The organism is Streptomyces sedi (genome assembly GCF_006335015.1).
In the GTDB taxonomy this organism is placed as follows: Bacteria; Actinomycetota; Actinomycetes; order Streptomycetales; family Streptomycetaceae; genus Streptomyces; species Streptomyces sedi.
Genome location: NZ_VDGT01000025.1, coordinates 1 through 24,187, shown reverse-complemented (window position 1 = coordinate 24,187; position 24,187 = coordinate 1). Strand labels below are relative to the sequence as shown.

Genomic DNA, 24,187 nt, shown 5'->3' with positions numbered 1-24,187 from the left:
GAGGCTGTTCGATCTCCAGCATGAAGTCCCGCCCGAGGCCACGGCAATGGCCCGGACCGAACCCGTTCGCACAGCGCGAGGGGCTCGGAGCGAAAGCCCGATAAGGCAAGGGTGGTCGCGACCGGTCGACTTTCAAACCCTTATGTGCACCTTGTCACACCCGCTTCGGCGCCCTCGTCACCGACGGCGGCCACCGTGAAGGATGGGCCGAGTTGTCCCGGCAAGCGCTTTCGGACAGGCGCGGTGGGCGCGACGGGCACGCCGTCCGTCCGGGCGAGGCCCCGGACCCGCGGACCCCGCCCCGAGGGGCGAGGCCCTTGGGAGCGCCCGGTGCCCGAGAAGCCGCCAGGCCGTCCGTCCGCGCGACCCGGGAGCGACCCGCACCCGTCGAACGGAGTCCGCATGACGTCAACCGCCGCGCAGTCCCGCCGGGCCCTGGTGATCCGGGGTGGCTGGGAAGGCCATGCCCCGGTCGAGACCACCGACCTGTTCCTTCCGTTTCTGCGTGAACAGGGTTTCGAGGTGACCGTTTCCGACAGCCTCGATGCCTATCTGGACGCCGAGGCGCTCGCCGCGACCGATCTGGTCGTCCAGTGCTGGACCATGGGCGAGATCACCCCCGAGCAGACGGAGGGGCTGTCCGCCGCCGTGCGCGCCGGCACCGGGCTGGCCGGGTGGCACGGTGGGATCTGCGACGCGTTCCGAGCCAACACCCGTTACCAGTGGTTGACCGGTGGTCAGTTCGTCATGCATCCGGAGAACTGGCTTGACCACTCGGTGGACGTGCGGCCCGACAGGGCCGACCACCCTGTCGTCGCGGGGCTGCCCGGCCGGATCCCGCTCCACACCGAGCAGTATCTGGTCCACACCGACCCCTCCGTCGACGTACTGGCCACGACCACCTTCTCCACCACGGACCCGGACGTCCCCGACGAGGTCGCGGGCGTCACCTGCCCCGCCGTCTGGACGCGGGGCTGGGGCGCCGGACGGGTGTTCGTCAGCACGATCGGCCACAAGCCCGACGACCTCACCGACGCCACGGTGCGGACGCTGACCGAGAGGGGACTGCTGTGGGCGGCCCGTTGAGCGCCTCGCCGAACGCCTCGGTGAACGACCCCTCGGGCGCGCCGCTGCGCGTCGGCATCGTGGGCGCCGGCGCGATCAGCGGCCAGTACCTGCGGTACTTCGACGAGCACGGCGCGGCGGCCGGCGTGCGGCTGGTCGCCGTCGCCGACCTCGACCCGGCCAGGGCCGCCGACGCCGTCGGCGGACGCGAGGGCGTCAGGACCGCCACCCCCGACGAGTTGTACGCGGCGGACGACGTGGACGCCGTGCTCAACCTGACCGTTCCCGCCGCCCACGCCACCGTGGCGCGCGCCGCGATCGCCGGCGGCAAGCACGTCTACGGCGAGAAGCCGCTCGCCGCCACCGTCGCCGAGGCGCGCGACGTGCTGGAGGCCGCGCGCCGCGCCGGGGTGCGGGTCGGCGCCGCGCCGGACACCGTGCTGGGCAGGGGAACGCAGACCGCGCGCGCCCTGGTCGACGCCGGCCAGATCGGCCAACCCGTCGCCGCCACCGCCTTCTTCGCCTGCCCGGGACACGAACGCTGGCACCCCGCACCGGAGTTCTACTACCAGCCGGGCGGCGGCCCCCTCTTCGACATGGGCCCCTACTATCTGACCGCGCTGGTCCAGCTGTTGGGCCCGATCGCCTCCGTCACCGGTGGCGCGGTGCGCAGCGGCACGGAACGGGCGATCGGCTCCGGCCCGCGCGCCGGGGAGCGCTTCCCCGTCGACGTGGCGACCCATGTCACCGGCGTGCTGCGGCATCGGGGCGGCGCGTTGAGCACCGTGGTGATGAGCTTCGACGTGGTCGGCCACGAGCTGCCGAGGATCGAGGTGCACGGCACGGCCGGCAGCGTCTCGGTGCCGGACCCCAACACCTTCGAGGGGCCGGTGCGCCTGGCCACCCGGGCGGCCCGCGAGTGGGCCGACGTGCCGCTGACCCACGGCTACGCGGCGGCCGGGCGCGGCCTCGGCCTCGCCGACCTGGCGCGCGCGGTGCGCGTGGACGGGGCAGCGCGGGCGGACGGCGAGGTGGCGCTGCACGTGTTGGAGGTGATGGAGGCGCTGTTGCGGGCGGCCGATGAGGAACGCGCGGTGGCCGTCGAGAGCACGTGCGCGCGCCCCACGCAGGTGCCCGAGTCGGCTCGGGTCGCCGTCGACTGAGCTCCGCGGCGCGGCCGGCGCCCTTAGACGCCGCAGGGGAGGGGCCGCGGGCGACCGTCGCGCGGCCCCTGCCACTCGGTGTGCGGCGGGCCCTCCCGCTGGCGGACCACCTCGGGCACCACCGCGCCCGGGGCGTCGCGGAACGCCCGGGTGTTCTCGGGGGGTGGGCGCCGCCCTCTCGCGGGGCGGCGCCGGGTCATTCGGGGCGTGCGCGGGTATGGACACGCGCTCGGCGCCTGTGTTGTTCTATGGGCGGCCGTGTTGTACATCGTTGGAAAACGTTGGTTGCCCGGTCCCGGTCGGCCGGTGGACACGGCAGACCGACCCGAGACTGACCATCTCCGTTCCCCCAGGAGCCGCACCATGTCCCGGATGTCTCCCTCCGCCCGTCGCTCCCTCACCGCCGCCGGCGCTCTCGCGCTGGCCGCGCTGGTACCGACCGCGCCGACCGCGCAGGCCGCGGCGGCCCCCCAACTGGTCATCGACACCGACTTTCCCGACCCCGACGTGGTGGTCGCCGACGGCGAGCTGTGGGCGTACGCCACCAACTCGTCGGCCGGCGGCAACGTGCAGACCGCCAGCGCGGCCTCGCCCGAGGGCCCGTGGACGCGGCAGGCGGACGCGCTGCCCGAGCTGGGCGACTGGGCGCGCACCGGGCTGACCTGGGCGCCGGAGGTCGCGGCGCAGCCGGACGGCACCTATGTCATGTACTACACGGCCCGGGACACCGCCTCCGAACGGCAGTGCATCGGCACGGCCGTCTCCGACACACCGGGCGGCCCCTTCACCCCGGTCGGCGAAGGACCACTGGTTTGTCCGGCGGACGAGGGCGGCGCGATCGACGCGACCACCTTCACCGACGACGACGGCACGCCTTACCTGTTGTACAAGAACGACGGCAACGCGGTCGGCGTCGACACCTGGATCTACCTCCAGCAACTCACCCCGGACGGGCTGTCGTTCGCCGGTGACCGGGTGGAGCTGCTCAAGCAGGACCGCCCGGAGGAGGGCGGGCTGATCGAGGCTCCGACACTGGTCAAGCGGGACGGCGACTACGTGTTGTTCTACTCGGCCGGCTTCTACGGTGACGGCAGCTACTTCACCGGCTACGCCACCGCGCCCGCGCTGACCGGGCCGTTCACCAAGTCCGACGAGCCGCTGATGAACACCGACAACACCGGGATCGTCGGCCCCGGCGGCCAGGACGTGATCCCGGGCAAGGACGGTGACTGGCTCGCCTTCCACGGGGTGCTCTCCGAGGACCCGCTGGTCCGCGGCATGTATGTGACGCCGTTGCGCTGGGACGGGTCGACGCCCTCGGTGGACTGAGCCGGCCGGTCGGGCCCCGGTCGCCGGGGCCCGACCGCCGCCCCCGGAGTGGCGGGTCGGTCAACCGCCTGCCACGATGCTCTCGTTCGCCGCGCTGGTAAGCGGCAACTGGTCAGCAGCAGTGGTAACCGGGGGAGCCCAGGATGGTCGTCGCCGTCGTCGTCGCGTCAATGGTCGTGCTGGTGGCTCTGACCATCTTCGTGGCGGTAAAACTGGACAGCTGGCAGGGGGCCCGCTTCCCGCGGAGGAAGGGCGGTGGTAAGCACTGCCCGTCCTGCGGCGGCTTCTTCAGTCGGGTGGTGGAGTCGGACGACCGGCTCAACGGCTACCGCGAGTGCCGTGGCTGCCACTTCACCTGGGACCCCGAGGCGCGCTGACGGTCCGTCAACGCGCCCCGGCGTGCGGCGCGTTCAGAGCCCGAGCCGCTCCAGCTGCGCGTGGTAGTCGTCGGTGATCTCCTCGATGTCCCGCGTCTCGTCCTCCCACATCCGGTAGAGGTGCACGCGGGTCTCCTCGTTCAGCGCGTCCCAGCGCCGGCGCAGCTCCTCGGCCCTGAGCGTCCAGTAACCGACCGTGGAGTAGCTGCCGTTGGGGAGCCCGCGCTGGTGGCGAAGGTTCTTGCGGACGGCGCGCATCACGCCGGTCTCGCCGGCGAACCACAGATAGCCGGGCTCGTCGGGGAGTTCGAGGTCGCGGATCACGGTGTCCAGCCGCGACGGGGTGTGCCCGTTGCCGGCGTAGAGCCACTCCACGGTCAGCTCCTCCGCGTCGCGCTCCGGGTCGCCGAGGGTGATCGGCTGCCGGTGGCGCGGGTCGACGACCTCCAGCACGACCCGGGTCCTGACACCCGGCGGGGTCTGCGCCGTCAGCCGCGCCGCGGCCGGCAGCCCCGCCGCGTCGGCGACCAGGATCTGCCAACGCGCGTCCGCCGGACGCTTGTAGAGCCCGGTCGGCGAGGTCATCCCGACCGCGTCGCCCGGCCTGGCGGCCAGCGCCCAGGCGGCGGCGATCCCGCCGTCGTGGACCACGAAGTCGATGTCCACCGTGCCGGCCTCGGCGTCGACGGAACGGATGGTGTAGGTCCGCATCGGCGCCGGCCGCTGCTCCTCGCCCCAGCTCCAGCCGCCGCGCTCGGCGGGCGTCGGCAACTCGGGCTCGTGCGTGCCCTCGGCCGGGAAGAACACCCGGACGTACTCGTCGCCCACGCCGGTCGTCGGGTATCCGGCCAGGTCGGGGCCGCCCAGGGTGATCCGGACCATCCCCGGCGTCAGCCGGCGGGTCGCGGTGACCAGTGCGCGGTGAATGGTGAGCGTCATCGGCCCTCAGGCTCCTTCTCGACAAACGGCAGCGCGTGCCGGGGGGTGGGGCGGTCGACGGGACGACCGGCGGTGAGGGGTCGGTCGACGGGACGACCGGCGGTGAACGGCGCGCGCTCGGCGTGCTGTTGGGGGCGCGCGGTGCGGAGTCCTCGGTCACGCGCGGTGCGGAGTCCTCGGCGACGGGCCCTGCCGGGTGAGCCGGAGGTGAGCGGCGGCTCCGGGCCGGGATGGACCGGGCCGGGGGCGGCGTGATGGACTGCGTCGGGCTCGACGTGGTGGAGAGGCGACATGGTGCGGGAGTGAGCTCCATTGAGCTGTCGGTAAGGTAAGGCTTACCTTAACTCAATGTCCGGGGTGGTGTCACGGCCCCACGGTCGCCTTCCTCCTCGGCGCCTTCCTGTTGACCACCGGTGTCAGTCCGGGTCACCCCGCCCCGCGCGTCGGTCCGGGCGGGTCAGGGCTTGATGCCGACCACCGACCACATCGAGACCAGCGCGGCCAGGTCACCCTCCACCGTCTCCCGCTGGGTCTGCTCGTCGGGGCGCCACAGGTGCGGCGGGACGATGCCGGGCTCCACCAGTTCCAGCCCCTCGAAGAACCGCAGGATCTCGTCGCGGCTCCTGGACTGCGCGGCCATGCCGCCCTGGCGGTAGATCTCCTCGACCCGCAGCATCACCGTGGCGTCGAAGTCGTGGGTGCCGTGCGAGAGCACCAGGGCCGAACCGGAGGGGAGCGCTTCCAGCAGCGCGCGGACGACCTCGCGCGCCCCCTGCTCGTCCGGAACGAAGTGCAGCAGCGCCACCAGCGAGAGCGCCACCGGCTCTTCGCGGTCCAGCACCTCGAACGCCTGCTCAAGGATGCCCTCGTGGCCGGCCGAGATGTCGGCCTCGACATACAGCGTGCGGCCCTCGGGCGCGCTGCGCATCAGCGCGTCCGCGTAGGTCAGTACCAGCGGGTCCTTGTCGACGTACACCACCCGGGAGTCGGGGGCGACGGACTGCGCGACCTGGTGCAGATTGGGCTCGGTCGGGATGCCCGTCCCGATGTCCAGGAACTGGCGCACCCCGCGCTGCCCCAGGTAGCGCACCGCGCGGTGCATGAACTGCCTGTTGGTCCGCGCCGCCGCCCGCGCGCCCGGCCAGACCCCCATCACCGTGTCCCCGGCCTGGCGGTCTATCGCGTAGTGGCTCTTGCCGCCCAGGTAGTAGTCGTAGACCCGGGCGGTGTGCGGCACGTCGTACGTCGGTATATCCATGCTTCCCCACTCGTCTCGCTCTCGCGCTCCTTCGCGCGCAGACGCACTACCCCACCGCCGCCCGTTCAGTCGCCGCCCGCGTGCGGGCGCGGCTGAGCGTGGTCGTGCGCGCGTGGAGGGGGTTCGCGCAGCGCCGACTGGGCGGAAATGATCTCATGCGCCGTTCTGACGATATGAGTTTGGCTGGATCGTGGCGTCCGGTCATCGGACCACTGATCGGCCGCGCCGGCGGCCTAGTTTGGCCGGGTGAGCGACTCCGGCATGGCACGCGTCCCCCGGCCCCGCTGGGCACGGAGGCTGGGCAGGGTCGGCGACCCGACCCGCTGGTTCTCCGCGCCGCTGCACGACGAACGCACCGCGGTCGTCGTCGGGCGGTGGTTGGGCGCGGGAGTACTGGTCTGCTTTCTTACTGGTCTGGTAAGCCACGGCCTTCAACACCCCGGCGACTGGTTGGCCACCCGGCTGCCCACCCGCCCGGTGTGGGGCTACCGGCTGACCCAGGGAGCGCACGTCGTCACCGGTATCGCCCTGGTACCCCTGCTCCTGGTCAAGCTGTGGGTGGTCTACCCCCGGCTCTTCGTCCTCCCCCCGGTGCGTTCCCTCCGGCACGCGCTCGAACGGCTCTCCGTCGCGGTGCTGGTCGGCGCGGCCCTGCTCCAGGTCTTCCTCGGACTGGTCAACATCGTCCAGTGGTACCCCTGGCCGTTCTCCTTCCGGCCCGTCCACTGGGCGTTGGCCTGGGTGCTCCTCGGGGCGACGCTGCTGCACGTGGCCGTGCAGGCCCCCGCGATCGCCACCCACTGGCGGGGCAGGAGGAACGACCCGGAGGGAACCGAACGCCGGTCGCTGCTGCTGGGCCTCGGCGCGGCCGTCGCCACGGTCACGCTGGTGACCGCGGGGCAGACGGTGGCGCCGCTGCGCCGGGTGACGCTGCTGGCGCCGCGCCGCCCCGACGGCTCGAAGCAGGGCCTGCCGATCAACCGGACCGCGGCCGAGGCCGGTGTCGGCGAAGTCTCCGAGGAGAACTGGCGGTTGCGGCTCGCGGGTCCCCGCACACGGGAGCTGTCGCTGGCGGAGCTGCGCCGACTCCCGCAGCACGGCGCGCGCCTGCCCATCGCCTGTGTCGAGGGGTGGAGCGCCACCGCCGACTGGTCGGGCGTGCGGCTGCGCGACCTGCTGGAGCTGGTCGGCGCGCCGCCGGGCGCGAGCGCGCGGATCGTCTCGCTCCAGCGGCGCGGCGGCTACGGGGTCAGCGAACTGCCCCCGCAGTTCGTACGCGACCCCCTGACGCTGCTGGCGCTGCGCCTCAACGGCCAGGTGCTCTCCCTCGACCACGGCTTCCCCGCCCGGATCATCGCGCCGAACCGGCCCGGCGTGCTCCAGACCAAGTGGGTCACCACGATCGAGGTGTCGGCGTGACGCCGCTGCGCTGGACCCTCGGGCTGCTCGGCGTGGCGGCGATGCTCGCCGGCGTGCGACTGCTGGTCCTGGGGACGCCGTCCGGCACCCCCCTCGACGTCGGCTGGTGGTTCGTCGGCGCGATCCTCGCCCACGACCTGCTGCTCGCGCCGCTGGTGGCGCTGGTCGGGCTGGCGGTGTGGCGACTGCCCGAACGGCGGGTGCTCCGGGGCGCGCTGCTGACCGCCGGCTGCGCGGCGCTGATCACGCTGCCGATCCTGCTGCGCCCCGGGCCGCCGCGCAACGCGACCGTGCTCGCGCTCGACTACCCGCTCAACCTGCTGGGCGTGGTGGCCGCCGTCCTGCTCGCGGCCTCGGCCCTGGTGGGCGTTCGCCGGGCCCGCCGACGCGGTGACGCGCCGAACGCCACCGGCCCCGGCACCTGACCGCCGGTCCGCCGTGCGGCTCCGACGCCCCCTCGGCGACGCCCCCTCGCGACGCGCCGTTCGTTCTGCGTCGCGGCCCGCGTACCCGAGGCCCCCGGCCGGTCCCTGTGACAGCATTTCCCTCATGCATCGCAGCAGACTGCACGTGTTCCTGATCGACTCGCCGCCGGAGACAGCGGACGCCGGAATCGCCTTCTGGAGCGCCGCGTTGGGGAAGACGCCCGAGCCGGCGGAGGGAACGCCGTACACCTTGCTGAGCCGTCTCGAAGGTGGGGAGATGCTGGCTCACCAACGCATGGAGGAGGGACAGGCGCGCGTCCATCTCGACCTGGAGACCGACGACGTGCCGGCCGAGGTGGCCCGGCTGGAGGCGCTGGGCGCGACCAGAACCGGGGAGGCCGACGGCTGCGTTCACCTGCTGGACCCGACCGGGCTGGTCTTCTGCGTGGTGCCGACCCAGAGCGAGGACTTCACGGAGCACGCCACCGTCTGGCCCTGAGACCGGCTCGCTCTGACGAACGGTGGCCCCTCGTCGGCCGGCCGTTCGTGTCGGCCTGCGGTTCGTGCCGTCCGGTGCCCGGGGGACGCCGGGGCACCGGACGGCCCCCGTCAGTTGGCTATGCGATGCGTGCCGAACGCGGACCCGGTCCCGGGCGACTCCTGGCCGACACCGCCCTCCTCGTTGTTTTCCACGAGGACCTCGTCGAAGACCTGTCCTTCGGCGTCGTAGGCGCGGACGGTGACGGAGTCCACGTCGCCTCCGACGGGGATGGTGCCCTCGAAGTAGTAGCCGCCCCAGCCCTCCTCGCCTTCAAGCTGGACCAGCTTCGCCTCGACGGTCTCCACCTCGTCCCCGCTCCTGACCTCGGCGGCGATCCGGGATGGGGCCCCGTCGATGCGCCAACCGCCGCCGAGCACGGCGAAGTCAGGTTCCAGTCGGAAGTCGCCGCTGATCTTGGAGGGCTTCAGCGGGACGCCGCCGCTGCCCTTCGCCCACTCCAACGCCCGATCAAAGTCCTCCACGCCGGAGAACACGTAGTTCGGCGCGTCCTCAGGGAGCAGCGCCATCAGGTAGTCCGGGCCGACCTCGATCGGCGCGTACGCCTCCACGGTCTCGACCGGGGTGGCGGCCACTTCCTGGGACGAGCCGGACGAGTCAGACGAGCTGGGGGAGCCCGCTGAGTCGGGCGAGCCCGTCGAGCCGGGCGAGGCGGAGGCGATGGCCGGCTGGGCCAGAACCCCGATCAACACGGCTCCGGCAGCCGCCATCAGGGCCTTGCGCGCACGCGTTCCGCGGTGGGTCATGTGGGTGTCCTGCTCTCTGCTCACGACGAACGTCGGTCTGGCGCGGAGCACTTGCTGCCCGCTACCGATCGTGACTATACACGGGGTGTATAGCGGAGTGCCATCGTCCGTTCGGGGAGATCTCTGCCGTTCCCCTCTACGCTCGGTGACGAACTCGCCCGCGCGGCAACGCGCCCCCGCGCGAGACCCGCCCCGGACGGTCAGCGCGTTCCCCGGCCGCGTTGCCCGGCCGCGTTGCCCGGGATGTTCCTCAGCGGCGCCCCACCGCGCGCACCCATACCGGCAACGGCCCCGCCTCGGCGGTGGGCTCGGGGTCCTCGCCGAGGAACGGCGCCAGCACCGGCGCCAGCTCCCCGACCGGCACGTGCGCGCCGCGGAACGGCAGTCGGTCAGGTGCCACCGATCCCGTCGAGCACCGCAACTGCCCGGCCTGCGCGTCGTGCCACACGTAGAACGTCACCGGCCCGGCGAACCCCGCGCTGGCGACCCGCGCCGCGATCCCGTCGGCGGTCCGCTCGAACGCGGCGGCCACCGCCCCGACCGTCAGCGCCCGCCGGTCCTCATTCGACGCGCCCAACCGCCAGGTGTTGGCGGCCAGCTCGCCCGACCGGTCGGCCGCGTCCAGCACCAGCGGCTCTTCCGCGACCTCGGCGATCCAGGTCAGCAGCCTTCGCCCGGCGCCCCCCTGAGTGAAGGGCTCGACGGCGGCGGAAGGCTCCTTGCCGGTTTCCACTACCCCGTGCGCCGGCGGCGCGCGTGCGCGCGGGCCTTCATGCGGTTGCCGCAGGCCGCCATGGAGCACCAGCGCGCGGTGCCCGGACGACTGTGGTCGACCAGGTACAGGTTGCACTCCTCGTTGGCGCAGGCGCGCAGCCGCCCCGCCAGCTCGGTCGTGACGCGCGACCAGGCCAACACCACGCAGACGGGGAGGCGTTCGTCCGGTGGGGTCTCCAACTCCCAAGCGACGCCCGCCGAGGACACCTCGGGTCGCAGCCGCGCCCGTCGCAGCGTGGTGGTCAAGGCGGCGGTGTCCGAAGTGGTTCCCCTGATGAGCGAGTGCAGTTCATCGCGCACCAGGCGCAGCCGCTCGCACTCCGCCTCCGTGCCGCGCCCGCCCAGCGTCGTCCGCACCCACTCCGTGGCGCCCTCACCGCGTAGCGCGTCCGTGGGGCGCCCGTCGATCACCGGTGCGCTGTTGAGCACGGCGAGCAGCAGCTCCTCATCCTCGACCACGGCCTACCCCTCGCGACGTCTTCTTGACAGCCCACGCGGACCTTGTGCATGATCAGCATAACCTAACCGGTTAAATCGAAATAAGGGGTTACCGTGGTCGCTGTACACCACCCGGTGCACCACCGCACCGTGGATGTCGACGGACTGAACGTCTTCTACCGCGAGGCGGGCCCGGCGGACGCCCCCGTGCTCCTGCTGCTGCACGGGTATCCGACCAGCTCGCACATGTTCCGCCACCTCATCCCGGCGCTGGCCGGCCCCTACCGGGTGATCGCCCCCGACCACATCGGCTTCGGCCGCTCCTCCGCGCCCGACGCCAGCGCGTTCCCCTACACCTTCGACGCTCTCGCCGACGTCACCCGCCGCTTCCTGGACGCCCTCGACGTGCGCCGTTACGCGCTCTACGTGCAGGACTACGGGGCCCCCGTCGGCTGGCGGCTCGCGCTGGCCGCCCCGGAGTCGGTGCTCGCCGTGGTCTCGCAGAACGGCAACGCCTACGAGGACGGCTTCGTACCCGAGTTCTGGGAACCGGTCTGGGCCTACGGCGACGGCCCCACCCCCGAGAACGAGGCGCGCGTCCGCACCGCCCTGAGCAGGGAGGCCGTCGAGTGGCAGTACACCCACGGCGTCCCCGACCCCACCCTGATCGCCCCCGACACCTGGGAACACGACCTCGCCCTGCTCGCCCGCCCCGGCGTCGACCGCGCCCAACTCGCGCTGTTCGCCGACTATCACACCAACCGCGCGCTCTACCCTGCCGTGCACGCCTGGCTGCGCGCCTACCGCGTCCCGGTCCTCGCGATCTGGGGCCGGAACGACGAGATCTTCGGCCCGGCCGGTGCCGAGGCGTTCCGCTTCGACGTCCCGGACGCGGAGATCGTGCTGCTCGACGGCGGCCACTTCCTGCTGGAGAGCCACCTGGACGAGGTCGCCGCCGCGATCAGGGACTTCCGCCCGCGCCTGCGCGAGGCGGCGGGCCCGCCCGCGTGAGCGCCCCCGTTCCGCGCCCGGTCGCGCGCCTTACGCGACGGCCGGCGGGGGCGACCGCGCCGCCCCGCGCTCCCTAGGATCGCCTCATGACCGCCGAAGAACGCGTGACCCGGGCCAGGTTCCACGGCTCCCTCAAGCCGATGTCCGCCCCCCGACCGCTGTCACCGCCCGAGCGGGTCTGGTCCGACCAGGACTGGGAACGGATTCAACGGGGCTACGCGGCGCGCGACATGGACGAGAAGTGGAACGTCCTCACGGAGGGCGACGTCGTCCACCTGCACCGCAGCTGGACCGGCATCGAGGTGGTGGCGGCGACCTTCGAGCCGGTCGAGGGCGGCGGTCGACGCATAGCCAGCGCGGAGGTGGAACGGGACCCCGAGCGCTATCGCGGCACCGACGACGAGTATGACCGCCTGATGCTCGAACTGGTCATCAGCGCGATCGTGCTGGGCGAGCCCGCCGTCGAACTCCGCGCGCGGCTGGTCGCGTTGACCCGGCAAGCCCCCGGCTCCGCGAATGCGCCCGCCGGGGTCATACAGCACAGCCGGCTGGGCCTCCGCTCGGACCGCTGACGGGCGGGACCCGCGAACGAGCCCACTGTCAGTGGCGGGTGGCACCATCGCGGCATGATCAGCCTCAACCATCTGGGCGCGCTGGCGCACGAACGACTGCCCTCCCGGGTCGCGGACGCGTTCTGTTCCCGACTGAAGCCACAGGGCCGAATGCTCTCGGCCGCCACCGGCCCGGACGGCCACGGCCCCGACCGTCCCCGGGGCGGCGCCCTCGGCGGCGAGCCCGCCCTGCCCGAAGCGGCCGAGTGGCCGGTGTGGGAGGGCCACGGCCCGCTGTCGTTCGTCGCCTCGCTCGACTGCGCGGCGCTGGCCGCCACGGGGGAGGGGCCCGTCTCCGGGCTGCCGCTGCCGACGAGCGGCACGCTGCTGTTCTTCTACTTCGACGGCCGGGCTGCCAACTACGCGCAGCTGGTGGACCCTACGGAGCCGACGACCCCCGGCGCCCGCGTGCTGCACGTTCCCGCCGGCACGCCGACGGCGCCACGGCCGACGCCGGAATCGCTGGAGCCGTACCGGCACGTGCCGCTGTGCGTCGAGCCGGCGGTCGAGTTCCACGTGCCCGAGGTCGAACGGTTCTACGCCTCCCTCGGTCTCGATGCCGAGACGGTGGCCACGGACCCGGTGTATGTCGGGTTCCGCGACGCCGTCGAGGAGTTGGTCCACTCCCGCGCGTGCCACCAGGTCGGCGGCGCCCCGCAGGAACTCGGCGGTTGGGGGCCCGAGTACACGGTCGCCGACTTCCCGCCGCACTGGGACCTGGAGGAGTTCACCCCCGACAACCCTCACCTCGGAGACATACAGGCCGAGGCGGCGCGGTGGCGGCTCCTCCTCCAGCTCGACAGCGACGAGGACGCCGAAATGGAGTGGGGCGACGCGGGCATCCTCTACTGGCTTATGACCGACGACGACCTCGCCGCCCATCGCTTCGACCACGCGCGCTTCACGTGGCAGAGCCACTGACGGCTCTGGGAGAGACATGGAGCGGGAAAAGCACGGGCAGACGGCGCGAGGGATGGCGAAGTGGACGGCCCACACGGCGGCGCCGGTGATCGCCTCGCCGCGGCTGTGTGGCAAGACCTTGATCGTGGCGGATGCCGGCGGCAGCGTGTACGCGTTTCACGCCCTCACGGGAGAGGAACGTTGGCGAAGGGCCGACCCAGTGGAGGACTGGCGAGAGCACGGGGTGCCGTTCTCCGTCACGCCAGCGGTCTGGAACGAATGGCTCTTCGTCGAGGCGGTCGGAGGATTGCACATACTTGACCTGCGCTCGGGCGAGTTCGTCGGTGAACTCGCCCACCATGGTTGCCCGACCGTTGTCGGGAACCTTCTCCTTGTCCATCACGTAAGTGGCGGAGTCAGGGCGTTCGGGCTGCCGGACCTCGCACCGCGCTGGTCGAGGGGGTGGACCGGGTGGCTGCGCGCGAGTCCGACGGTCCACGAGCACGAGTTGGCCTATGCCGTCCTTGGATTCGAGGAACAGCGCACACACGGTGGGCTGCTCGCCTTCGACCCGTCGACCGGGGACGAGGTTTTCCGCCGGCGTGACGCGGTTGAGCGTTGCCCGCTGTCCGAGGGCGCGGAGGACTGGTTGATTTTCTCCTCGGTCCCGGCCGTCGTGGGGGAGGGGCTGGTGTGGTTGCCGCGCGACCGCGGCCACGATGAGGGGCATCGGCGGGAGAACGACGATCCCGCCCCCTGGAACGACCTGGAGATCGTCGGTCTGGATCCGCGGACGGGGGTGGAACGTCGGTGCCATCGTCTCCACTCCGCACACGAGCTGTACGCATCCGGCGCCATCGTGGTGTCGGACGGCACTCTCTACGTCGGTGCGGCGCTGTATGAGCCGCCGTCTCGGACGGAGGAGCCGGAGGAAAGCGGAGCACTGTACGCGGTCGATGCGGCGTCCGGAACGGTACGTTGGTCGCGGCGGTTCGGAGGCGCGATCGCCGCGGCGCCCGTGGCGGACGGTGGGACTGTGTATGTTGCCTCGGAGCAGGGTGAGATCAGCGCGCTGGCATCAGCCACCGGAAGGGTTCTGTGGAACTTCGAGGCGGGAGCGCGCATCTCGCACCCGCACGCGTTGTTTGAACGGGAGCCGACCGACAGCTACGACCAGGCCGGAGCGGCTGTGGTGAAGGGAGAGGAAACGCTCTACGTCCGCACCGACCTCGGGGTGGTGGCCTTCCAGGTCCCGGCCGGGCGTGACGAGACCGTTGAACGTCGCGGCAGATGAACGCGGGCCCATCCAGGTGTGGATGAAGCTGCGTGAGGTGGGGTTCCGGGGGAGCGGGGCTCAGTTGTTCAACCACCTGACCATGAACAGCGCCTGTTCATTTGCCGACTCGGTGCCCGCGTAGAGCGAGGTGTCCAGTCCGCAGAAGGCGAAGCCCATCTTCCGATAGGCGCGGATGGCGGGGGCGTTGATGTGGGTCACCTCAAGCCACGCGTGGCCGGCTCCGCGCTCCCTCGCGAAGTCGAGGGCGTGACCCATCAGGGTCCGCCCCACCCCCTTGCCGCGCCACTCCGGAGCCACCTCGATGTCCTGAATGGTCAGTCGACGGTTCCACGGGCTGAAGGACGTCTCCACGAACCCGCACAACTCGTCGCCGGCGAACGCGACCACCGTCCGGCGCGGCTCGCCGTCCTCGCTCTCGTCGTCAGCGCCCTCCTCGTCAGCGCCCTCCTCGTCGTCCTCGGGGAAGACCTTGTGGAGGGGCGGATCGATCGGCGTCTCCCGAATCCTGAAGCCCTCGTCGGTCACGGTCACTTCGAACACGGCGTCCGTCGTGAACGACCCGTCCAGTTCTGAGAGAGCCTCGTCGTCCTCGGGCTGCGCCAGCCGGTAGACGACGTTCCCCACTACGCCGAGCATGGTCTCGTTCTTCGCGGTCCTTCCCATGGGCGTCACCCTACGTGCGGCCGTTTCGCCGCGAGCACGGGGACGCGGCCCCGCCCGGGTGGGGCAGGGGCCGCGTCGTGTGGGGTTCCGAGGGGCCGGGGGTGGGGTTCAGCCGGCGTCGGTCTTGAGGTGGTGGAGGAAGGAGGACCAGGAGGCGGGGGTGAAGACGAAGGCGCCGCGCGTGCGGTCCTTGCTGTCGCCCACCGCGATGTCCCCCGCGTCGACCGTCTGGATCTCGACGCACTGGCCCCCGTTGTCGGCGCTGTACGACGAGCTGCGCCAGCGATTCGCGGGGAGGTCGTGCCGGATCATGGGGTCCCTCACGGTTCCTTCCGATCTCGGGCCGGGTGCGGGGCAGGGCGGCGCTCGCTGAACCGAGCGCCGTCCTCGGCCCGCCGGTCAGACGTGGAAAGGTTCGTCGAACGTCCCGGCCTTAGCCGCGCCGAGGAAGGCGGTCCAGGCGCCGGGGGAGATGGTGGTGTGTGCGGAACGGTCCTTGGTGTCACGCACCCCGACCACCGGGCCGCCGAGATTTCGGGCCACCTCGACGCAGTTACTGTTGCTCGCCGTGTAGCTACTCGTGCGCCAGTCACCAGTGTGGATGGCCACCGGAGAATCGTCTGCTGCCACGGTCATCTCAGTCCATCTCGCTTTCGATACGTTGGATCAACTGGAGGCTTTCGCCTGACGGTAGCGACGCGGCCGTCATGTTGCGGAACAGCCGGTTGAGCCGCCTCGTCACCAGCACATCGTCCCGGAAACTCGTGGTGGCCTCAGCCGATTCCGTGAATGCGACGTCCGCTACATCGTCCTGCTCGGAGGAGAAGAGAGTGAACGCGCCCAGGCTGGCGCCTCTCTCGCCAGCCTCGAACGGAATCACACGAAGCTGGACGTTAGGAAGCTCCGCCACTTCCCGAAGTCTGCAGAGTTGCTGTCGCATCGTCTCGGCACCGCCGACCCGCAGTCGCAACGCGGCTTCGTTCATCACCGCTTCGAGGATCAGCGCGTCCTCCCCGACGAGCCGCTGCTGCCTGCGCATCCTTACCTCGACGAGGTCGTCCACCTGGTCGGGACCGAGTGCGGCGTAGCCACCGGCTGTGACCGCGTGCGCATAACCCTGCGTCTGGAGAAGGCCGGGGATGAAGACGTTTTGGTACTCCAGGCAGCGAGCCGCTTCGGCCTCGTAGGCGATGAACTCGCTGTAGTTCACGCTGATGGCATCGTTGTAGACGTGCCACCACGGTGGCACGCGTTGCCTGGCGCGCCTCAGCAGGCCCTCAAGCTCCTCCGCTTTCCCGTCCTCCACCCCGTACAGCTCGATGAGTCCCTTGAGATCCTTCGGCGAGCACGTTCGCTTGCCTGACTCAAACCGGCTGACCTTTGAGTTGTGGCAGCCGATGTGGGCTCCCACCTCATCAGCCGTCAGTCCGTGATCGTCACGGAGCTTCCTGAGTGCGGCGCCCAGACGCCGGCGAGCTGTCAGAGGACTGACGTTGGACAACACGGTCATGTCCGAGCTCCCTCCCATGAGTTGAGGCGCAAGCAGCCTACGTAGGGGATGAGGCCGGCGACTGCCGTTCTCACCCTAAAGAAGGATGCTAGACAGAGATTTGGCAATTTGCCATGCAGTGCGTTGACGGGGTGTCTTGAAGCTGCGCATCATGAGGATACGACGCTGTGCGGCCGAGAGGTAACTCCTCGAAGTGGGCTTCCGCTGGCGTGCCTTGGAGGTGTCTGATGCTCGTTCCCGTCCGTTCCGTCGACTCCGCGTTCGGCTCCCATGACCACAGCTGGTCGTTAACGGTCAGGGCCGAGGAGATCGAGCGGTGGCGGCACACCGTGGGGGCCGCCCTGAGCGACTGGCGGGCCACGCGGGAGGCCGTCGAACTGGCGCGGCTCGGGGTCTCCGAACTCCTCGCCAACGTTGCCAAGCACACCGTGAACCGCCGGTGTTGCCTGCGCACGGTGCGGGTGGGTGCGGACGTGATGGTGCAGGTCTTCGACGAGTCCAAACAGCTGCCCGTTCTCCGCACGCCCGACTGGTGTTCGGAGAGTGGTCGGGGGCTGTGGCTGCTGCGGGAGATGGCCGACGGGTTCGGGTACATGCCGATGCCGTTCAGCAACGGCGCCTCGTACCGGCTCGGGAAAGTCGTCTGGTTCTCGTGCTGGGGAGCGTTTCCCGGGGCGGGCGCCGAGTGAACGCGGCGGACGCCAGGGGCGTGGAGTGGGAGTTCCAGATACCGGCGCCGGGGTGGGTGACGGGGGAGGAGTTCCGGGCGTTCGGCCCGTGTTGGTTCTTCTGCGGCCACCGAGTCGGGGCGGTCGTCTGGATCGGGTGCCTGACCACCGGTGGGGTCGACGCGCCGCTGTATGCCTGCGCCGGGTGCCTACACCGACTGCACGCGATGGCCTGGGACTTCACCGAGGCCGAATGGGCCGCGCCGCAGGACGCCGAGGGGCGGCCGGTGCCGCTTTACCAGCCGCACCCGGCGAGTGAACCCGCGCCGGCGCCGCCCCGGGGGCGTGTCCGTCGTCGCCGCGAGCGGCGGGCCCGCACCACCTTCGGCACGCGCCTCGCGTCGCCGCCAACGAACCCGCCCCCGAGGGAGAGGAACGCGCCATGAACGACGTCGACGGTGTCGAGCGCGGTGAGCCGGTTCGGACCTCGCTGGTCAAGGCGGCGGACTGGGTGTTGACGAAGGAGCGTGGCCCGGGTGTCCCGGAGGGGATTCACGGTGCGGAGTGCATGGCGTGTGGGGCGAACTCGCCGTTGTTCGACGACGATGCGTTGCCCGTTGCCGTGTGGTCGATCCAGCACGTGCAGGAGCATCCGGAGCACACGTTGTTCCTCGCGCGCACCGAGTCCCACTGGCGGGTGGTGCCCCGGCCGGACGAGGACCCGGCGTCGTCCCCGCCGGACACCGGCGGGGTGTTCGGTCCGGTGTTCGTCGGGCTGATGTGCCTGCTCACCGCCCTGTCCGGGTTCCTCCCGGCGGCCCTCAACTGACCAACTGACCAGTGGAGCGACCAGTTCCTCCACCAGTTCACCAGCTCGCCGGTTGACCGGTCAGCTGACCACCGACCACCGACCACCGACCACCGACCACCGACCACCGACCAGTGACCACTGTCCGTGCGAGTCCTCGATTCCTAGGAAGTCGACATGTTGACCACTATTGCCCACTCCCCGCTCACTCTCTCGTTCCACATCCTGGCGACCACCGGTACCAACCACGTGTTGATGGTGCGGGGCAGGCGGGAGGACGGGGAGGAGGGGTGGGTGTTGCCGCACGGGGACGTGCCGGAGGGGCGTTGCGTGATTACCACCGCGCGGGCGCTGTTCACGCACGCGACCGGCTGTGACCGTTCCCTCTCCGATGTGCTGGCGTTCACCCCGACCACCGACGCCACTGGTCAGCTGACCGGCCTGACCTGGGTGCTGGACGGCGGAGTCCTCCCCGACCTCCCGGCCAACGAACCCAAGGAAGGGACGAGTTGGGTGCCGATGCGGGAGCTGCACGAACCACCGGCGCTCTACCAGTACGCCATCATCGCCGCCGGCCAACGCCGCCGCCTCCCCCTCCTGATCAACGCCGACCGCCCCACCGCCGCCTACGCCTGAACCACCGAAGCCGCGCCTACCGTTCGGTCCTGGACCTGGCCTCCGCCTCGGCTTCGGCGCCGAGTTCCGCGAGGCGGGTCAGGGCGGGGAGGGCGGAGGCGATGGCCTCGCGTTCCGCCGGGGTCAGCCGGGCGATCAGCGGGGCCAGATGGCGTTCGCGGTCGTCCTGCCGCGCCTGGCGGACCGCCCGCCCGGCCTCGGTGAGGTGGACGAGGACGGCCCGGCCGTCCGCCGGGTCGGGGCGGCGTTCCACGAGGCCGTCGCGTTCCAGCCGGGTGACCAGTTGGGTGAGTCCCGGCTGGCTGATCTGTTCCGTCCTGACCAGTTCGGTCAGCCGCTTCGGGCCGCCGGAGACCAGCGCGTCCAGCACGGACAGGGTGGTAAACGACAGCTGCTGCACCGACGGAAGCCGGATGTAGTAGCGGTTGAAGTTCTCGATCGCCGTGGTCAGGTCGACGACGTCGAGGCCGGTGGTGCCGTCGGCGCGCTGGGAGGGAGTCACGCCTGGAAATATATCGCGGATATATATAAGCTCCTTATGTATCGCGCCGGAACCCCCGAACCGGCGCGATCCACGCGACCCACCGCTCGCGACCCACCTCGGCGCAACGGCGCGTCAACGAACCCCCAGAGCGCTACTGAGGAGCACCCCCATGACCGTGCGCATCGGCATCAACGGCTTCGGACGCATCGGCCGCAACGTCTTCCGTGCGGCCACCGCGCGCGGCTCGGAGCTGGAGGTCGTCGCCGTCAACGACCTCGGCGACGTGCCCACGATGGCCCATCTGCTCGCCTACGACTCGACGTTGGGGCGTTTCCCCGAGGAGGTCGCCGCCGAGTCCGGCGCGATCCGCGTGGGGGAGCGGACGGTCAGGGTGCTCGCCGAGCGCGACCCCGGCGCGCTGCCCTGGGGCGATCTCGGAGTGGACATCGTGATCGAGTCCACCGGGGTCTTCACCGACGCCGCGAAGGCCCGCTCACACGTCGAGGGCGGAGCGAAGAAGGTCATCATCGCGGCCCCGGCCAGCGGCGAGGACGTCACGGTGGTGCTGGGCGTCAACGACGGCGACTACGACCCGGCTCGCCACACCATCATCTCCAACGCCTCCTGCACCACCAACTGCCTCGGCGTGCTGGCCAAGGTGCTGCACGACGCCGTCGGCATCGACACCGGCATGATGACCACGGTCCACGCCTACACCCAGGACCAGAACCTCCAGGACGCCCCGCACAAGGACCTGCGCCGGGCCAGGGCCGCCGCGTTGAACATCGTGCCCACCTCCAGCGGCGCCGCCAAGGCCATCGGCCTCGTGCTGCCCGAACTCGCCGGCAGGCTGGACGCGTTCGCGCTGCGGGTGCCCGTGCCCACCGGCTCGGTCACCGACCTCACGGTGGTCACCCGCCGCGCCACCACCGTGGAGGAGGTGCGGGAGGCGTACGCGGAGGCGGCCTCGGGGCCCTACAAGGGGCTGCTGTCCTCCGTGGACGCGCCGCTGGTCAGCACCGACATCGCGGGCGACCCGGCCTCCTGCGTCTTCGACGCCGCGCTCACCCGGGTCTCCGGCCCCCAGGTCAAGGTCGTCGGCTGGTACGACAACGAGTGGGGCTACTCGAACCGCCTCGTCGACCTGGCGCTGCTCGTGGGGGCGTCCCTGTGATCTGCCGCCGGGTCGGCGCCCGCGCCCCCGCGCGCGTCGACCCGGCGGTGGCGGGAGAGGGCGGCCGGCCGGCCAACTGAGCGTTGTATACGGGTAGTTGACGCGACGCCACCGGTGGCCGGCGCCTCCGCCCGCAGCCGGGGAAAGTCCGAACGGTCAACGTTCAACCAGCCCTTGTGCGGCGTGCCGCCGCGCGCGACACTCGCCATGACCTCCCGGGCGGAGGAGCCGGCCGGAAGGTCCATGGCAGATCCTCGCGCGTTCCTCTCAAGGAGGCATGATGACGTTATCCCGCCGTGTGGTCGGGCTGCTCACCGGGCTGCTCGCCACCTGCACACTCTCGCTGGCCGGGGCGACGCCCGCGTCGGCGTCGACCTGGACGTTGGTGCACTATCCCGACAGCCCCGCGCGCGTCTGCGTTCATCCGGACCGGGGTTGGCCCAACACCTACGTCACCGCCTCGTTGCGCGGGACGTGGTCGACCGTGATCACCACCGGCATCTCGGACCTGCCCGAGGGCTCCTACAGCAACGGCGGCGCGGTCCATCCCAACGAGTGGATCGAACACATCAACGGGGCCACGGGGTTCCTCCACCTGTCGATCGCGCCCATCCCCGTCGGCGACTACCCCGCCACGCTCTGGGCGGATGACGGCACGGAGGTCCAGACCGTTCCCCTGCTGATCGCCTCCCGCGAGGACTGCCTGGCGGACGTGCGGGGCTGAGCGCCGCCCCGGCCGCGCGCGCCCCGGCGCGCGGCCCTCAACGTGCCACCGGCGCATGGCCACCCGGCGCGCGCCCCGGCGCGTGACCGTTCGGCGTCGCCCGTCCGACGCCGAGCGGCCGGAGTGTCAACGTGCCCCACGCGCGCGGCGAGTTGCCCCGACGCCCTCCACCGCCCGACCTGCCCCGCGGGTCATCGGCTCGGCCCCCGGTTTTCCGTGTTCGCCCTCCCGCGGCTAGACTTCCCGCCGTCGTTTAACGTAAAACTGACAGGGGGAACGTGTGCGGTATCGCGGGGGACGAACGTTTCGGGGGATAGCCGGCGTCGCGGCGGGCGGGTTGTTGCTCGCCGGGTGTTCGTCAGGTGGTGGGAAGGGCGCGGAGGGCGCCGCCCCGGAGGGGGAGGAGTCGGCGTCGGCGTCGTCGGAGGCGACGATGACGCGGCTGTGGGAGACGGAGATGGACGGCGACCTCGGCACTGTGGAGCTGTGGGTCTGGAAGCCCGACGGCGGGCCGCTCGTCGTCGTGTCCGACGAGGAACTCGTCGGTATCGACCCCGAGACGGGGGCCGAGGAATGGTCGCTCCAGGCTCCGAGGGGTGAGTTCTGCGAGCGCTCGTTCGAGGCGAACGACGACGGCGTCGGCGCCGTGATGTACGGGAGCGGATCGGAGTGCCTGACCCTGGCCGCCGTGGACGCGTACAGCGGCGAGATGCTGTGGGAGACCGAACTGGAGAAGGACCACCCCGGCGATAGAGTCAACCCCGGCGGCGAGCAGGAGTCGGTGGTCGTGGGTGGGGACACGATCTCGGTCGCCTTCGGCTACCGGGTCGTCCGGGTCGACGCCGGCAGAGGGGAACACCTGGCGCCCCTGAGGGCACCCTGGGGCCCCGAGTGCCCCGAGATCTCCTGGCGGCACGCCGACACGAACACCCTGGCCTTCGGCGACTGTTCGGAAGGAGGGCCGGAGATCGCGGCCTTCGACACCGAGAGCGGTGAGCGGTTGTGGGTCAGGGAGTCCGCGTTCGCGGGCGACCCGCACGGCATCCGGCAGCTTCTCCCCGGACCCGACGTGGCTGTCTCCGCCGACCGCGCGGTGTATCTGTTCGACGAGACGGGGGAGCAGACCGGCTGGATCCCCTTGACCTCGGGCACCTACGCGCCCGTGGTCTATGACTCGACTCTGATCTTCCGGGACGCCCGGGGCGTCAGCGCCTACGACCTGCGGAGCGGGGAACTCTTGTGGGAGGAGGTGGCGGACACCCAGAGCAGGAAAAGGGTTCTGGGCGAGGACGGCCCGGCGTCGATCGGCATCACCATCCAGCGGGGAGCCCCGTTCGGGGCTGACGTCATTGGCCTGGGAAGCGGGGAGGTCACGGTCCAGTTCACCTGGTGGGACCCGCGCACCGGGGAGAGCACTCGGGAGGAGATCCAGACGTGGGACAGCTCCGCCTGGGGCGGAGCGTCCGTCGTGCACGAGGGGGTGTTCTACCAGGGGCCCCTGCACGAGGGGCTGTTGACCGCGTACCAGTTCTCCGACTGAGCCGTTCGGCTCCGGGCGTCCCACCGCGCCGTTCCGCTCCCGGAACTCCACGCGCGGTGCGGTGGACGCCCGTGCGTTCTCCGGGGCGGTCGGTCGGCCCCAGCCTGATGCCCGCTCAACGGAGGCGCGACGTTCGCCGAACTCCCGGCGCGCTGCCGCTTCCGCTCGTCGCGCCGCGTGCGGGCGCCCCGGCCCGGGGGCGCTGCCCTCGCGGGCTATGCACCATGCGTATACTCCGGGGTGGCGTTTAACGTAAAACTCACAGGGGGAACGTGTGCGGTATCGCGGGGGACGAGCGTTTCGGGGGATAGCCGCCGTCGCGGCGGGCGGGTTGTTGCTGGTCGGGTGTTCGTCGGGCGGTGGGGAAGAGGGGGACGGCGCCCGCCCGGAGGGGGAGGAGTCGGCATCCGCGTCGTCGGAGACGACGATGGCGCGGCTGTGGGAGACCGAGATGGACGGCGACGTCACCGTTTCGGGGCTGTCTGCCTGGTCGCCCGACGACGGGCCACTCGTCTTCGTGTCCGACGAGGAGCTCGTCGGTATCGACCCCGAGACGGGGGCCGAGGAGTGGTCGCTCCAGGCGCCGGGGGGCGAGTTCTGCGAGCGCTCGTTCGAGGTGAACGACGACGGCGTCGGCGCTGTGATGTACCGGAGCGGATCGGAGTGTCTGACGCTGGCCGCCGTGGACGCGTACAGCGGCGAGATGCTGTGGGAGAGCGAACTGGAGGGGAGCTACTCCGGCGAGGGCCTCGACCCCGGCGGCAGGCACGAGTTGGTGATCATGGGCGAGGGCGTGGTCTCGGTCGCCTTCACCAGCCGGACCGTCAGGGTCGACGTCGGGAGCGGGGAACAGCTGCCGGCCCTGGAAACCCCTTGGGGCCCCGAGTGCTACGAGGTCTACTGGCGGCACGCCGACGTGCACACCCTGGCCTTCGGTGACTGTTCGGAGGGGGAGCCGGAGATCGCGGCCTTCGACACCGGCAGCGGTGAGCGGCTGTGGGTCGAGGCGTCCGATCTCGCGCACAACCCGGTCCACAGCGGGACGGTTCTTCCCGGACCCGACCTGGCTGTCGCCGACGATGGCATGGTGTACCTGTTCGACGGGACGGGGGAGGCGACCAACCAGATCCCCTATGCCCCCACGGGCCTCTTCGGCCCGGTGGTCAGCGACTCGACGCTGGTCTTCCAAAACGCGCAGGGTATCTCCGCCTTCGATCTGCGGAGCGGGGAGAGCCTGTGGGGCGAGGCGGTGGACCCTGTGAGCCGCACGCATCTTCTGAGCGAGGACGGCCCGGCGCGGCCCGGACCCACCTTTCATCGGGGAGCCCCGCTCAGGAGTCAGGCGGACATCGTGGACGGGGGGTTCGCGCGCCATCTCACCTGGTGGGACCCGCGCACCGGGGAGATCACCCGGGAGGAGAGCTATGTGGGGGACAGCCCCGACTGGGACGGGGGGACCGTCGTGCACGACGGGGCGTTCTACCAGAGGTCGTTGCGCCACGAGAGGCTGGTCGCCTACCAGCTCTCCGACTGAGCCGTTCGGCTCCCGGCGTGCCAATTGACGTAAACCGGCGGGGAGATATGCGGGTACGTAAGCGCGTAAGTAAGAAACGAACGTTTCGGGGGATAGCCGCCGTCGCGGCGGGCGGGTTGTTGCTGGTCGGGTGCT

Annotated in this window: 29 protein-coding genes; 19 read left to right on the top strand and 10 right to left on the bottom strand. The window is 71.3% G+C overall.

Annotated features, from left to right (window positions below; genetic code table 11):
• Positions 1-402: 402 nt before the first annotated feature.
• The 4 genes from FH715_RS25020 (at position 403) to FH715_RS25005 (ending at position 3,934) form a co-directional block, all read left to right on the top strand.
• Positions 403-1,086, top strand: coding sequence for a ThuA domain-containing protein (locus FH715_RS25020; RefSeq protein WP_139649191.1), 684 nt, complete (start codon positions 403-405; stop codon positions 1,084-1,086).
• A complete protein-coding gene (locus FH715_RS25015; RefSeq protein ID WP_246108966.1) occupies positions 1,071-2,228 on the top strand; it encodes a Gfo/Idh/MocA family protein in 1,158 nt (385 codons plus the stop codon). Before FH715_RS25020 ends, FH715_RS25015 begins: the two co-directional genes overlap by 16 nt.
• 372 nt (positions 2,229-2,600) lie before the next feature.
• The gene (locus tag FH715_RS25010; RefSeq protein ID WP_139649189.1) at positions 2,601-3,557 is read left to right on the top strand and encodes a glycoside hydrolase family 43 protein; all 957 of its coding nucleotides are present in this window, start codon (positions 2,601-2,603) and stop codon (positions 3,555-3,557) included.
• Between the two features lie 182 nt (positions 3,558-3,739).
• Positions 3,740-3,934: a hypothetical protein gene (locus FH715_RS25005; protein WP_139649187.1), complete on the top strand. Its 195-nt coding sequence runs from the start codon at positions 3,740-3,742 to the stop codon at positions 3,932-3,934.
• A gap of 33 nt (positions 3,935-3,967) precedes the next feature.
• On the opposite strand, the gene FH715_RS25000 is transcribed toward FH715_RS25005, so the two are convergent.
• Both FH715_RS25000 and FH715_RS24995 read right to left on the bottom strand, forming a co-directional pair.
• Positions 3,968-4,873: a siderophore-interacting protein gene (locus FH715_RS25000; protein ID WP_139649185.1), complete on the bottom strand. Its 906-nt coding sequence runs from the start codon at positions 4,871-4,873 to the stop codon at positions 3,968-3,970.
• A gap of 457 nt (positions 4,874-5,330) precedes the next feature.
• Entirely contained in the window at positions 5,331-6,131 is an 801-nt protein-coding gene (locus FH715_RS24995; protein WP_139649183.1) for an SAM-dependent methyltransferase, read from the bottom strand.
• 246 nt (positions 6,132-6,377) lie between these two features.
• Between FH715_RS24995 and FH715_RS24990 the strand changes: the two genes are divergently transcribed.
• The 3 genes from FH715_RS24990 to FH715_RS24980 all read left to right on the top strand — a co-directional run bounded on the left by FH715_RS24990 (position 6,378) and on the right by FH715_RS24980 (position 8,474).
• The gene (locus FH715_RS24990; RefSeq protein WP_246108965.1) at positions 6,378-7,550 is read left to right on the top strand and encodes a molybdopterin-dependent oxidoreductase; all 1,173 of its coding nucleotides are present in this window, start codon (positions 6,378-6,380) and stop codon (positions 7,548-7,550) included.
• Entirely contained in the window at positions 7,547-7,975 is a 429-nt protein-coding gene (locus FH715_RS24985) for a hypothetical protein (protein WP_139649180.1), read from the top strand. The genes FH715_RS24990 and FH715_RS24985 overlap by 4 nt, the downstream gene beginning before the upstream one ends.
• Positions 7,976-8,099: 124 nt before the next feature.
• Positions 8,100-8,474 (top strand): VOC family protein, encoded by a 375-nt coding sequence (locus tag FH715_RS24980; protein WP_139649178.1) that lies wholly within the window; start codon positions 8,100-8,102, stop codon positions 8,472-8,474.
• Positions 8,475-8,584: 110 nt separating this feature from the next.
• Here the strand turns inward: FH715_RS24980 and FH715_RS24975 are convergent, their stop codons facing one another.
• The 3 genes from FH715_RS24975 to FH715_RS24965 all read right to left on the bottom strand — a co-directional run bounded on the left by FH715_RS24975 (position 8,585) and on the right by FH715_RS24965 (position 10,513).
• Positions 8,585-9,304, bottom strand: a complete 720-nt coding sequence (locus FH715_RS24975) for a hypothetical protein (RefSeq protein WP_139649176.1) — start codon at positions 9,302-9,304, stop codon at positions 8,585-8,587.
• Positions 9,305-9,530: 226 nt separating this feature from the next.
• Positions 9,531-10,013 carry a hypothetical protein gene (locus FH715_RS24970; protein ID WP_246108964.1) on the bottom strand — a complete coding sequence of 161 codons (483 nt, stop codon included), beginning with the start codon at positions 10,011-10,013 and terminating at the stop codon, positions 9,531-9,533.
• Positions 10,013-10,513 carry a CGNR zinc finger domain-containing protein gene (locus tag FH715_RS24965; RefSeq protein WP_139649174.1) on the bottom strand — a complete coding sequence of 167 codons (501 nt, stop codon included), beginning with the start codon at positions 10,511-10,513 and terminating at the stop codon, positions 10,013-10,015. Before FH715_RS24965 ends, FH715_RS24970 begins: the two co-directional genes overlap by 1 nt.
• Positions 10,514-10,606: 93 nt before the next feature.
• Here FH715_RS24965 and FH715_RS24960 point away from each other — a divergent pair, with 93 nt between their 5' ends.
• The 4 genes from FH715_RS24960 to FH715_RS24945 all read left to right on the top strand — a co-directional run bounded on the left by FH715_RS24960 (position 10,607) and on the right by FH715_RS24945 (position 14,308).
• On the top strand, positions 10,607-11,503 hold the full coding sequence (locus FH715_RS24960; RefSeq protein WP_281290779.1) for an alpha/beta fold hydrolase: 897 nt from the start codon (positions 10,607-10,609) through the stop codon (positions 11,501-11,503).
• Positions 11,504-11,589: 86 nt separating this feature from the next.
• Complete coding sequence (locus FH715_RS24955) at positions 11,590-12,075, top strand: hypothetical protein (protein WP_246108963.1); 486 nt, start codon at positions 11,590-11,592, stop codon at positions 12,073-12,075.
• A gap of 54 nt (positions 12,076-12,129) precedes the next feature.
• Positions 12,130-13,035, top strand: a complete 906-nt coding sequence (locus FH715_RS24950) for a DUF1963 domain-containing protein (protein ID WP_139649172.1) — start codon at positions 12,130-12,132, stop codon at positions 13,033-13,035.
• Positions 13,036-13,051: 16 nt separating this feature from the next.
• A complete protein-coding gene (locus FH715_RS24945) occupies positions 13,052-14,308 on the top strand; it encodes a PQQ-binding-like beta-propeller repeat protein (RefSeq protein WP_139649170.1) in 1,257 nt (418 codons plus the stop codon).
• A 60-nt stretch (positions 14,309-14,368) separates the two neighbouring features.
• Here FH715_RS24945 and FH715_RS24940 read toward each other — a convergent pair whose 3' ends face one another.
• The 4 genes from FH715_RS24940 to FH715_RS24925 form a co-directional block, all read right to left on the bottom strand.
• Positions 14,369-14,974: a GNAT family N-acetyltransferase gene (locus FH715_RS24940; RefSeq protein ID WP_139649168.1), complete on the bottom strand. Its 606-nt coding sequence runs from the start codon at positions 14,972-14,974 to the stop codon at positions 14,369-14,371.
• 108 nt (positions 14,975-15,082) lie between these two features.
• The gene (locus tag FH715_RS24935) at positions 15,083-15,298 is read right to left on the bottom strand and encodes a DUF397 domain-containing protein (protein WP_342782191.1); all 216 of its coding nucleotides are present in this window, start codon (positions 15,296-15,298) and stop codon (positions 15,083-15,085) included.
• A gap of 75 nt (positions 15,299-15,373) precedes the next feature.
• A complete protein-coding gene (locus tag FH715_RS24930) occupies positions 15,374-15,610 on the bottom strand; it encodes a DUF397 domain-containing protein (RefSeq protein WP_139649166.1) in 237 nt (78 codons plus the stop codon).
• 1 nt (position 15,611) lies between these two features.
• Positions 15,612-16,484 (bottom strand): helix-turn-helix domain-containing protein, encoded by an 873-nt coding sequence (locus tag FH715_RS24925; protein ID WP_139649164.1) that lies wholly within the window; start codon positions 16,482-16,484, stop codon positions 15,612-15,614.
• A gap of 227 nt (positions 16,485-16,711) precedes the next feature.
• On the opposite strand from FH715_RS24925, the gene FH715_RS24920 reads away from it, so the two are divergent.
• From FH715_RS24920 to FH715_RS24905, 4 genes are all read left to right on the top strand, one after another.
• Positions 16,712-17,173, top strand: coding sequence for an ATP-binding protein (locus FH715_RS24920; RefSeq protein WP_211367764.1), 462 nt, complete (start codon positions 16,712-16,714; stop codon positions 17,171-17,173).
• On the top strand, positions 17,170-17,598 hold the full coding sequence (locus tag FH715_RS24915; RefSeq protein WP_139649162.1) for a hypothetical protein: 429 nt from the start codon (positions 17,170-17,172) through the stop codon (positions 17,596-17,598). The genes FH715_RS24920 and FH715_RS24915 overlap by 4 nt, the downstream gene beginning before the upstream one ends.
• Complete coding sequence (locus FH715_RS24910; RefSeq protein WP_139649160.1) at positions 17,595-17,981, top strand: DUF7848 domain-containing protein; 387 nt, start codon at positions 17,595-17,597, stop codon at positions 17,979-17,981. The genes FH715_RS24915 and FH715_RS24910 overlap by 4 nt, the downstream gene beginning before the upstream one ends.
• A gap of 156 nt (positions 17,982-18,137) precedes the next feature.
• Entirely contained in the window at positions 18,138-18,596 is a 459-nt protein-coding gene (locus FH715_RS24905) for a hypothetical protein (RefSeq protein WP_139649158.1), read from the top strand.
• A 16-nt stretch (positions 18,597-18,612) separates the two neighbouring features.
• On the opposite strand, the gene FH715_RS24900 is transcribed toward FH715_RS24905, so the two are convergent.
• On the bottom strand, positions 18,613-19,098 hold the full coding sequence (locus tag FH715_RS24900) for a MarR family winged helix-turn-helix transcriptional regulator (RefSeq protein WP_139649156.1): 486 nt from the start codon (positions 19,096-19,098) through the stop codon (positions 18,613-18,615).
• 151 nt (positions 19,099-19,249) lie between these two features.
• Here FH715_RS24900 and gap point away from each other — a divergent pair, with 151 nt between their 5' ends.
• The 4 genes from gap to FH715_RS24880 all read left to right on the top strand — a co-directional run bounded on the left by gap (position 19,250) and on the right by FH715_RS24880 (position 24,052).
• Positions 19,250-20,254 (top strand): type I glyceraldehyde-3-phosphate dehydrogenase, encoded by a 1,005-nt coding sequence (gene gap, locus FH715_RS24895; RefSeq protein ID WP_139649153.1) that lies wholly within the window; start codon positions 19,250-19,252, stop codon positions 20,252-20,254.
• A 277-nt stretch (positions 20,255-20,531) separates the two neighbouring features.
• Entirely contained in the window at positions 20,532-20,978 is a 447-nt protein-coding gene (locus FH715_RS24890; protein ID WP_246108962.1) for a DUF5980 family protein, read from the top strand.
• A gap of 280 nt (positions 20,979-21,258) precedes the next feature.
• Positions 21,259-22,518: an outer membrane protein assembly factor BamB family protein gene (locus FH715_RS24885; protein WP_281290778.1), complete on the top strand. Its 1,260-nt coding sequence runs from the start codon at positions 21,259-21,261 to the stop codon at positions 22,516-22,518.
• 274 nt (positions 22,519-22,792) lie between these two features.
• Positions 22,793-24,052, top strand: coding sequence for an outer membrane protein assembly factor BamB family protein (locus FH715_RS24880; protein ID WP_281290777.1), 1,260 nt, complete (start codon positions 22,793-22,795; stop codon positions 24,050-24,052).
• Positions 24,053-24,187 lie beyond the last annotated feature (135 nt).